The organism is Streptococcus sp. 2579, assembly GCF_013277195.1.
In the GTDB taxonomy this organism is placed as follows: domain Bacteria; phylum Bacillota; class Bacilli; order Lactobacillales; family Streptococcaceae; genus Streptococcus.
Genome location: NZ_VMMM01000020.1, coordinates 47712 through 57945, shown reverse-complemented (window position 1 = coordinate 57945; position 10234 = coordinate 47712). Strand labels below are relative to the sequence as shown.

General features: G+C 38.8%; 1 protein-coding gene. It reads left to right on the top strand.

Features of this window, described 5'->3' with window-relative positions; all coding sequences use genetic code 11:
- Positions 1-10188 (top strand): FIVAR domain-containing protein (locus HT725_RS08810; protein ID WP_173253430.1); only part of this gene is annotated, 10188 nt, incomplete at its 5' end.
- Between the last annotated feature and the right edge of the window lie 46 nt (positions 10189-10234).

The following is a 10234-nucleotide window of genomic DNA, read 5'->3' as shown; positions in this document are numbered from 1 at the left end:
TCTGATGGCAATGCAGATGGGGTTCCAGGAACCTCGGATGAGGAAGACTCCAAGCAAGCTCTGACTGACCAGCCAGCTGAACTTAAACCAGCTGATGAGCTAAAAGCACAAGAGGCGCCGGCTGAAGAAGCTGAACAAGGGAAAGCTGTGTCTAAGCCTGCTGAGGTAGACTCTAACTCTAGCCAGCCAGAGTCTGCTCAAGAGAAGCCTCAAGCAGAGGGAGAAAAAGAGCAAGAACAGCCAGCTGCTGTTGCTAATACAGAGGCAGCCAAATCGACTCAAGGGAATCTGCAAGCTTTGTTGGCAAACCTAACCCTAGACTCTATGAAGGCTCTCCACGATGAAGTGGAAGCGGGTCTAGCAGCAGCTAATGCAGTTTTGAGCGACCCTAAAGCGACACAAGCGCAAGTTGACGAGCAAACAAGGGCTATGGAAGCCCTAATCAGCCGTGTCAACCAAGCCTTGACGCCTGCCCTAGAAAATCCAACAATCTTGGAAAAAGCAGGTCTAGCATCTACAGACCTCACATCTACAGGTATAACTTCTACCGGACTCGCTACTCCAGACGGAGCTGTGACCGAGCAACCAACCGGAGGGAAGCGTCGTAGAGGAGGAGGCTTGAGCGCGACAGCACCAGCTGCAACCCAAGACGCTTCATCTGCTGGAGGGAACGCAACTACTCCTGGAGCTAGCTCTAGCTCTCAAGCTACTCCACAGGCACTCCCAACCTACACCAACACAGAAGGTAAAAATGGTGTTTATGACCTAAAAAAAGAGTTAGAGTTTATCACTAATCAACTCCGAGCTAACAATGCGTCGGAAGATAAAATCCAAGCAGCCAAGGCAGCCGTTGATAAGTTCAATGAAGCCTTCTCTAAAGGAGACACTATCAGTCAATCAGATTTTGATGCGGCCTTAGCAGATCTGAAAAAATCACGTGAACTTATCGAAGGAGTTCTTGCTGAAAAAGAGGCTAATGGAGCGGTTGTTTCAAATCCCCTTGAACCACGGGTTTCTAAGAGGAATGAGTCTGGTTATTCACTTGATGATGATGAAGATGACATCGAACATGAGCAATCTTCAGATACAGAACCAACAACCATCCAACCGCGTTCGAACAGGACACCTCGCTCAGTTGATAGTGTTGGAATATATAATAATAAAAATAGGTACTACTTTGATAGAGGACAAGACCCCGCTAGTCCATATAGCCGATACACTTATGCGTTTTTTAATGAGCGTGCTGTCAGAGGTTCTGGAAATCCAGATAGAATTAGTAGACTACAAGGATATTTGAAAGAAACAGTAACCCCAACAACAGAAGGTTTTAGATGGAATATTGAGATTAACCCTGGAAGAAATGATTTAGATGGTATTAGCTTCATGTTTACGGTGCCTAACGGCCAAAATATTAAACAAGATACAGTAACAGTAACTAAAACCGATAACGCTGGAACAACTTCGAATTCAACCCAGGGTAGAGGTAATAATCAAGATATGGTTACTGGATCATTGAGTGCGGCTGGAGCAAACAGTGTAGTGAAGGGAACTCCCGAGAATACGAATGCTGCTGGAGTAGGAACTCCAGGAAGCCCTAATTACTATTTAGTAGGAAATGTAGATGAGTTTTATAGAAGCGGATTAGCAATCCGAAATACACAACCAGATGCATTCCACAGTAGAGGGGATAGCGAAACTGTACCAGCTAACTCAGAATTACAATCAAGAGCAGAAAGAGAGTTAGGAAATCAGAAACTACAGAGAATTAAAGATTCTAGAGGAGTAACTTATTACGGTAGAATAGCAGGGAATACGAGTTATACAATTACTTTCAAAACGCAAGGTAATAACGATTTAAATAAATTAGATTATTTATCTGTATTAAAAGGTATTAAAAATGGAGAAAAAACTTATTTAGGAAGTATAGTGCACGTTAGAACAGATAGTGAGAAGGGATTTGCTGATAAAAACATATATCGTCTTCAAGGTAATGGCTATTATGAAGTTGAACAAAATACGGCATATTATACGTCTAGATACCTAGGAGAAGGAATAAAAGTTAAAGAGAAAAATGGTAGCGCTGCTTATGCTTATGAAAGATATGAAGATAAGCCGTTAGATCCAAATGTTAAAGGAGTTTTAACGAATGGTGGTTTAGAAGGTTCTGACAAGGCTTTCGATATAGATGGTCAATCTTATGGTGATTATTATAACGAAGGTGATCAAAAGATAGATAAAGAGACTGCTAAAAATAATGTATTGAATAATGGACAAATCATCAGATGGTACAAAGGAGATAGTGAGCTTACTAAAGAACAAGTAACTTTAGATGCTATATCTACAGCAGGGGTTCACACTTATAAGTATAAAGTTTCGTATAATGATGGTTCCTCTAATGAAGGAGAAATCCATTTTGTAACAAAACCTAAAAAACCTGAAATAACAACAGATATAGAAACAAAACTAGGGCAAACACATGATGTTACAGTGAGAAATATTGAACCACATAGTGAGGTGACATTATATAGAAAAGGTGTAAATAATCAAGCTGATTCACTTATAGGTACAGTTACAGCTAACGGTCAAGGAAATCAAGTTACGTTTTCAAGAGTCAATCTTCAAGCTGGGACTTACTATGTGAAACAAAAAGTGGGAGGAAGTTGGTTAAATCGCCAAAATAGCAGTATTGAAGGAGTTTATTCTGATCCTTCTTCTGATAAAAAAGTAGACGGATTAAGAGTAGGGACTACTGGTTTCTTTGGTAGCGGTGATAGAATCGATAGAAAACCAATAGGAGAATATTTAGTAAAAGACAACCCAAGAGATGCGGAGTTACTCCACGCCTTTATAGCTGAGTCTCCAGATGGAATTAAAAATGTAGACGTGGAAAATCCAGACAACTTACCTGGATTCACTAAAAATCAACCGTCTAACGCATCTAGTGCCACAAGAAAAGGGATAAATGTACGTGTGCCGGCAAGAAATATTCAGGGTTCTTATAAACTTATATTTAAAGCAACTTCTAATAGTGGTGTAACGAAAACATTTACCACGGTTATTAACTATCCGCCAGCAGCCCCATCTTTTGAAACAACATCAGAAAACTTGAAAGGGAAAGCTCAAGAGAATCTAAAAACAACCCAGCCGCCTATCGTTATAAATGTAAAATCTGTGAGTGTTAGTAATGGTAGGGTGCAAGATGGTAAAAAATGGAAAGTCTTTTTGGTTAGAGGTGGACGCAATAATGATGATTATCCTTCTAAAGCAGTAGATTATGAAATTATCGCTGAAACAAATCCAAGAGATGGAGATGGAAGAGCCGAATTTACACCTGATACTTTCAAGGTGGATAAATTAGGAACTCACCCACTTCGACTTATAACTGCATTGATAGATGAAAAAACAGGAAAAATAGATGAAAACTTGGTTTCTACCTTGAGTACCGATAGTATACAAGCGACTAATCCAATAACAAAACACCAAATAAAGCCGGAAGTAAGTCAAGATCCAGATACTTTAGAAGTTACTGCCAAAGTTGGACAAGGTGGGGCTAATAGGGCGAGGGTTACTTATTTCCCTCCGGGAGTCTTTGGCGCTAACGAAACATTCACTAAAGTAGGAAATTCATGGGTCAAAGATTCACAAAACAATAACAATATAACTATTTCGAATAATTCAGATGGAACAGGGACAATCCATATTCCATACGGGACGAGTATAAAGAACTATCCAGTTGGAGTTAGTCAACGTGAAGAAGGACAAAGTCTAGATTCAGATAATAATAATGTAATAGTAAAAGGAGATGAAACGGCACCGAAGGTGAGTTTAGGAGATACTGTTCTTCCGACTACTGCAAATGATGCTACAACTCCGATATACAAGGTTGTACAAGGAAGTGCATTTGCACCGAAACTTAAGATTTGGGATAATATAGGTAGTGTCAAGGAGTTGAATATAACAGATATCCCTGCTGGAATTACTAAACAGAATTTTGGAGATCAGTTCCAAAGTCAAACAAATGCCAAAGAAAATAGTAAATATAGTGGTTCGACATTTAGTGGGAATGTTGCAGATACGCAAGAGGTAGGGCAACATACAGCTCAAATTACCGTAAAAGACGCATCAAATAATACAGCTACTTACTACTTGCGTTATGAGATTCTTCCAAAGGTAGAAGTTAAACAAGCTAAGTTTCCGCAAGTTAAAAGTAAAGCATTACAAAATGGAGACAATCCTGAAACTTATATTCAATTCAAAAGTAATAATCAAAATGTTACTAAGCCAGCAGCGGATGTAGCTTGGGAAAGCCAACCAAATACAGCAGTTGAAGGTCTGGATAAAACAGGAGTAGTAAAAGTTACCTACCATGTAACAGATGAGAACGGTCAACCTAGAGATGAAGTTAAAAATGTAACAATCAATACGCCAGTCTATCACGCGACTGTAAATGGTAACGGTATTTATGAAACAACAGTAGGCACTAACTTCTCAGCTTCTACCAGTGCAACAGGGAAGTATTTAACTTCTAACTTTAACACTAATGTTAAATATTATTGGAAATCAAACAGAGAGAATGGATATTCTGAATATGGAGGAGATACACGTAGCCAAACTGCAGATTATCTAGGAAAACGTACGGATACAATTCGAGTTTTCTATCCAAATTCTAATGATCGTCAGGATTTTCAAGATAAACGTTCAGAAGACCATGTGATTACGTTTGTGTCTAAACCTAAAGTGCCATCTGTTGATGCTACCTCACTAGCTGGAAAAGCGAATAAGACAAGCCAAACGGTAACAGTTAATAACGTTACACCAGGAACAACAGTTAAATTATACAATGGAGATATTGAGATTGGTTCTGTAAATGTGCCGAAAGTTAATAATGAGTCTTATACAGCTGTTAAAAATAATGTTACGGTAACAGTAAATGGTAGATTACCGCTTTCTGACAATATTCGTGCAAAAACGATTTATATGCCGAATGATAAAGATCAAAAAGTAGAATCTGATTTTAGCGCTGGTGTAAGTAGTACGACACAGGCACCATCGAAACCAAGTATTTCTCAAAGTCCAGAAGATTTAGTAGTGAAAGCGAAAGTAGGGCAAGATGGGGCTACAAAAGTGACACTTACTTATGTTAATGCAAATGGAGTCACTAAAACAGTAAGATTTACGAAAAACAATGGAAACTGGGATAAAGATAATGCGAATGCTGATGCTACAGTATCAATTACAAATGAGACTGATGGTCTAGGTGAAATTCAACTTCAACAAGATACAGCACAGGCAGGTTCTGAAGTGACTGTTAAACAAAAAACGGACACATCAGATTACAGTCCTTCAATAACAATAAAAGCTCTAAGTAGATTAGATGGTATAACAAATGTTGCTCAAGCAGATGGGTCTGTGGATATCCGTGTTCCGGAAGATGCGACTCGTATGAGTTTAACTTATACACCGACAGGGCAAACTACGTCAACAACATTAGAATACACGAAAAACGGTAGAACATGGACATCTCATAATGGAATAAATACTTATTCTGATGAGCGAAAAATTTCTATTCCAAAAGGTACTGTTGAAGATGGTACTACAGTTTCGGTTATTGCTTCAAACGATAGTAAAACAACTACTAATGTAAAAAGTAAAGCTAAGTTTGAACAACCTAGTGCAACGACTAGTGCTACACGTCAAAATGGAGATGTAGAAGTTACATTACCAACAAACGCTGAAGAAGTTACACTAAACTATAAAAATAAAGAAAATGTAATGTCGACAGTAACTGTATCTAAACGCCAAGGTAATACTTGGACAGTAGGAAACTTACCAGATGGAGTAAGCTTCAGTGATGGTAAGGTTACATTTGATTACAGAAAAGTAAATAGAGATACTCCTATTACAACATCTGCTACTAGAGGAACAGGAGAGGAGAAATCACAACAGAGTACACAGACAGTTACTATACCAGAGCATGTAGCTCCGAGAGCGACGAATGTTGTTATTCCAGCTAATGGAACACCAAGTAATGAACAATTATCTGCAGGTGTAGAAGCTAATAATAAACGAACAGTTGTTGCTAAGGAACAACAAACCGCTGTTGCGGCTGGAACTAAAAAGGTGGTTAAAACTACATTAACTTATCAAGACAATTCAACAGAAGAAGTTGATGTAACGGTAATTTCACGACCACTAGCTCCGAGTGTTGATAATTTAGAAACTCGTTCTTCAGTTTCTGGACTTCTATCAACTGCTCGTACTATTTCAGGTCAAGCTATGGCAGGAGCCGAAAAAGTAAAATTAACTTTACAAGATGGTAACGAGAAAGAAATTAATGTTTCTAGCGATGGTAGATGGACTTATACACTAACATCAACTGAATTACTTACACAAACAACCTCTAGATTTAATGCGAAATACAGTGATAGACAAATTAGTGTTGTACAAGTTAAAAATGGTGTAGATTCAGAACCAACTAGAGTTGGTGTTCTAATGGGTAGAGCTACTGTAGATACTCCACTTCAAGCTGGTCGTACTATAACTGTACACATACCACATGATACAACTGGTGGATATATCCGCATAGGAGGTTCAGTAAGAAATGGTGGAGTAGACATCGGATTGAAGAAAGTGGGAGATAATTGGACTTTAGAAACAGACACAGCTACGACTAATAAACTTGAATTAACAGCAGAAGTAGATCCAGATAATCAAGCTATGACTAAAGTTACACTAAAAGTTAAAGATAATAGTATATATAATTCACCGTTTACAATCGGTTCAGAGCAAGGGGCTGTAAAATTCAGAGCACACTTCTATAATGGAGGAGCAATTAATCAACCAATTGATGTTAATCGTCAGGCTGAATTAAATTGGATTCTTTCAGAAACTCCTACAAATACAAGACCGACAATCAAACTAACTAAAGAAGCTGGGACTGAGACACCTAAACTTAAGGATAATCATGTATTCGCTTCACCAACAGTTGATGAACTTAAAGGATATTTTGAGGGAAGTGACGTTGAGGACGATAATGGTCTAACAGTAGGTTATGCAGCTTCGAACACAGGAAAATTACGAGTTCGTGTATTTAAAGACAGAGATACATCTGCGAACAGACAAGGTACATCAGTATCTGCTGTAAATAACAGAATACCAGCAGGAAATTATACACTTGTGTTGTCTACTGTTGATGCTGCAGGTGAGGAATCTAATGTTATTGAGAAGAACATTGTTGTTAAAACTATGGCAGACTTCTACAGAGGTTTGTTAAAATATCCAACAGAAGCAGAAAAAGCGACTTTTGGTAACGATGATCTTGAAGGTGATAATTTCAAACAAGAAGCAAAAACACGTTTTGCAGACAAAGTTCGAGAAGCGAATCAAGGAAATGCTAAACTTCCTGCAGATGTGACTTACACAACAGGAGCTGATAATGAGAAAGCCAGAACAGTTGTTGCTAACTTCCCAGATGGTTCTACTATTGATATTTCTCATGCATTAGTAGCAAAACCAACGAAACCTACAATTAACCCAACAGAAGGTCAAGGAGAAAGTGCTAAATTAAGTGATACGGATCGTACAATTTCTGGTACAGCGCTTCTAAGTGCAACGAAGGTAACTATTCATTTCCAAGATGGTCGTGGTGAAAGAGGAAGTCAAGATGTAACACCGGTTAATGGAAAATGGAGCTATAACTTACCAGCAAATCGTTATCTTCGCCAGACTGATGACACATCAGTTATAGGTTCGTCGTCAGTTCCGTTATCAGTAACACAGACAGTCTTTGATGCTGTTAGTGATAAAGAGAATATCTATGTAGCAAAACAAAGAAACTTCGAAGGTAGAACAATCACGCAACCAAAAGGAAGCGAAGAACTAAAAGCTTTAAAAACTGATGCTAGGAAGGGGATTAAGTATACTGAGAAAAATATAGAAAAAGAGTTCCCAAGTGATTTTGATGCAACATGGCTACAAACACCGAATATTGATACAGTAGGAAAAGGAACATATAAAGTACAAGTAACAGAAAAAGAACAATCTGACACAAGTAGACCTGGCGAGTACGATGTAACAATTATAGTAACAAATCCAAAACCTGTAGAGTTGACCTACGAGAATAAGGACAACGGTACAACTCGTATTAAATTACCGACAGATGCGGATAAAGTAAGGTTAACAATTCCAAAAGGAAATAGAATTGAAGAATATACTCTTACTTCAGAAAATAATTGGGCACTACCATCTAACTCTGGAATAACAAGAGAAGGAGATTACTTAGTCCTAAACTCTAATTCTGTCGATGGGAATCGTCAAGTAACAGCAATAGCTACTAAAGGTGAAGGAGAACTTAAGAGTCAAGAGACACCAACTTCTATTCTGATTCCTACACATGATGTTCAAGTGTCAAAAATCACGAAAAAAGCGGGCGAGTCAACGGCAAATGAAGAGTTATTTGCTGCGATTGATGTAGATAATAAAGACTCAGTATCTTTAAAACAAGGTACAAATTATCCGACTACAGTAGGAACTTATAATCTGGAAGTTGTGGTAACTTATGCAGATAGAAGTACTGAAATAGTTAGAGTACCTTATGAAGTAACGGCAGTTGACAAATCAGGCTTAACAACAGCTAAAGATGAATTAGCAGCAGCGATAGCAGCAAATGCAGACAAAGTGGACAAACCACAAAGCAAAGTAACAGCGTACGAAACAGCTAAGCAAGACGCAGAAACAGCTAAGCAAGACGCAGAAACTGTAATTGGAGATGGCAATGCGACAGCAGAACAAGTAAGAACTGCATTAAATAAAGTAGAAGCAGCTAAAACGAAATTAGAAAACGCAACAACAGCGTTGAACAATGCAGCAACAACGCCAGCTAAGGACAAATTATCAAAAGAAGCAGCGGCATTAGACAATAGAGCAGATACAACAAACAAAACACCAAACAGTGTTACAGCATACAATAATAAAGTAGCTGAAGCGCAAAATGATATAACGCAAGCGAAAGCAGCGGCGCAAGCAGTAGCAGAGAAAGGTGATAATGCAACAGCAACAGAAGTATCAGATGCACAAGCGAAGGTAACCGCAGCACAAGAGAAATTAGACGAAGCTAAGAAACTGTTAGTAGCTGTAGAAAACAAATCAGGCTTAACAACAGCTAAAGATGAATTAGATACAGAGGTTAATAAGGTTGTAGATACAGAAGGTAAGACACCAGCGTCAGTAGCAGAGTACAATGCAGCAAAACAAGCAGCACAAGCAGCATCTGCAGCAGCGCAAAAAGTATTAGACAACCAAAACGCAACAGAACAAGAAATCCAAGCAGAGATAACGAAAGTAAATGCAGCGAAAGATAAGTTAACAGCGGCAGCAAATGGATTAAAACCAGCAGCAACAGCGCAAGCAAAACAAGGATTAGAGGCACCAGTATCAACAGACGGAATGACACCAGATAATAGTGGTAACACTCCAGTCCCTGGTGTGACGACAGACGATAGTAGCAACATCATTCCTGCTACTCCATCGTCTACTGTTGGACAGGCTCAAGCAAGTACTCCAGCTCAAGAAACACCAGTTTCTACAAACACTCCAAACAATTCAGGCAATACGGTGACTCCTAGCGAGACTCGTCCTGTTGACAAGTCTGAGCTTGCTCGATTGGTTGAAGAACTGGAAACTCGTTTGAAAGACTTGGATGGTATAGATAGTACAACGCTTGAGTCAGCTAAAGCTCTTCTTACAGAGATTAAACAAGCTCTTAATGACGAAAGTTTGACAGGGTTCGATTTGCGTGATATTGTTAGAAGAATGAGAGAGGTAATAGACTCCTTGAAAGGTGTGAAAGAAGACCAGCAAAATCAAGAAAAAGATCAGATGAAATACGATAGTCAGACAACTACTGAATTTTCATATGTAGTAATGCTTGGCAGTCTAATTGCCCTCCTTGGTCTCCTTCTCTTCCTCATCGCTCGTCGTAAGAAAGAGTCAGAACTCAAGAAATTACTCAAGGAACTAAGCAAGCTTGAAGCAGAATTGGATTCTACAAGTGTAGATGCGAAAGTTCTCGACCAAGCACGAGAAGCACTCGCTCAAGCAGTTGCCTTCCTAGCCAATGAGAAAGAGTCTGACCACACAGAAGATGAGTTGATTGAGAAACTCAAAGCTATTCTTGCTCAGCTAAGATAAGCAAAGTTTAGACGAGTCGTAAACTAGCTAGAATAGTGATTGAAAG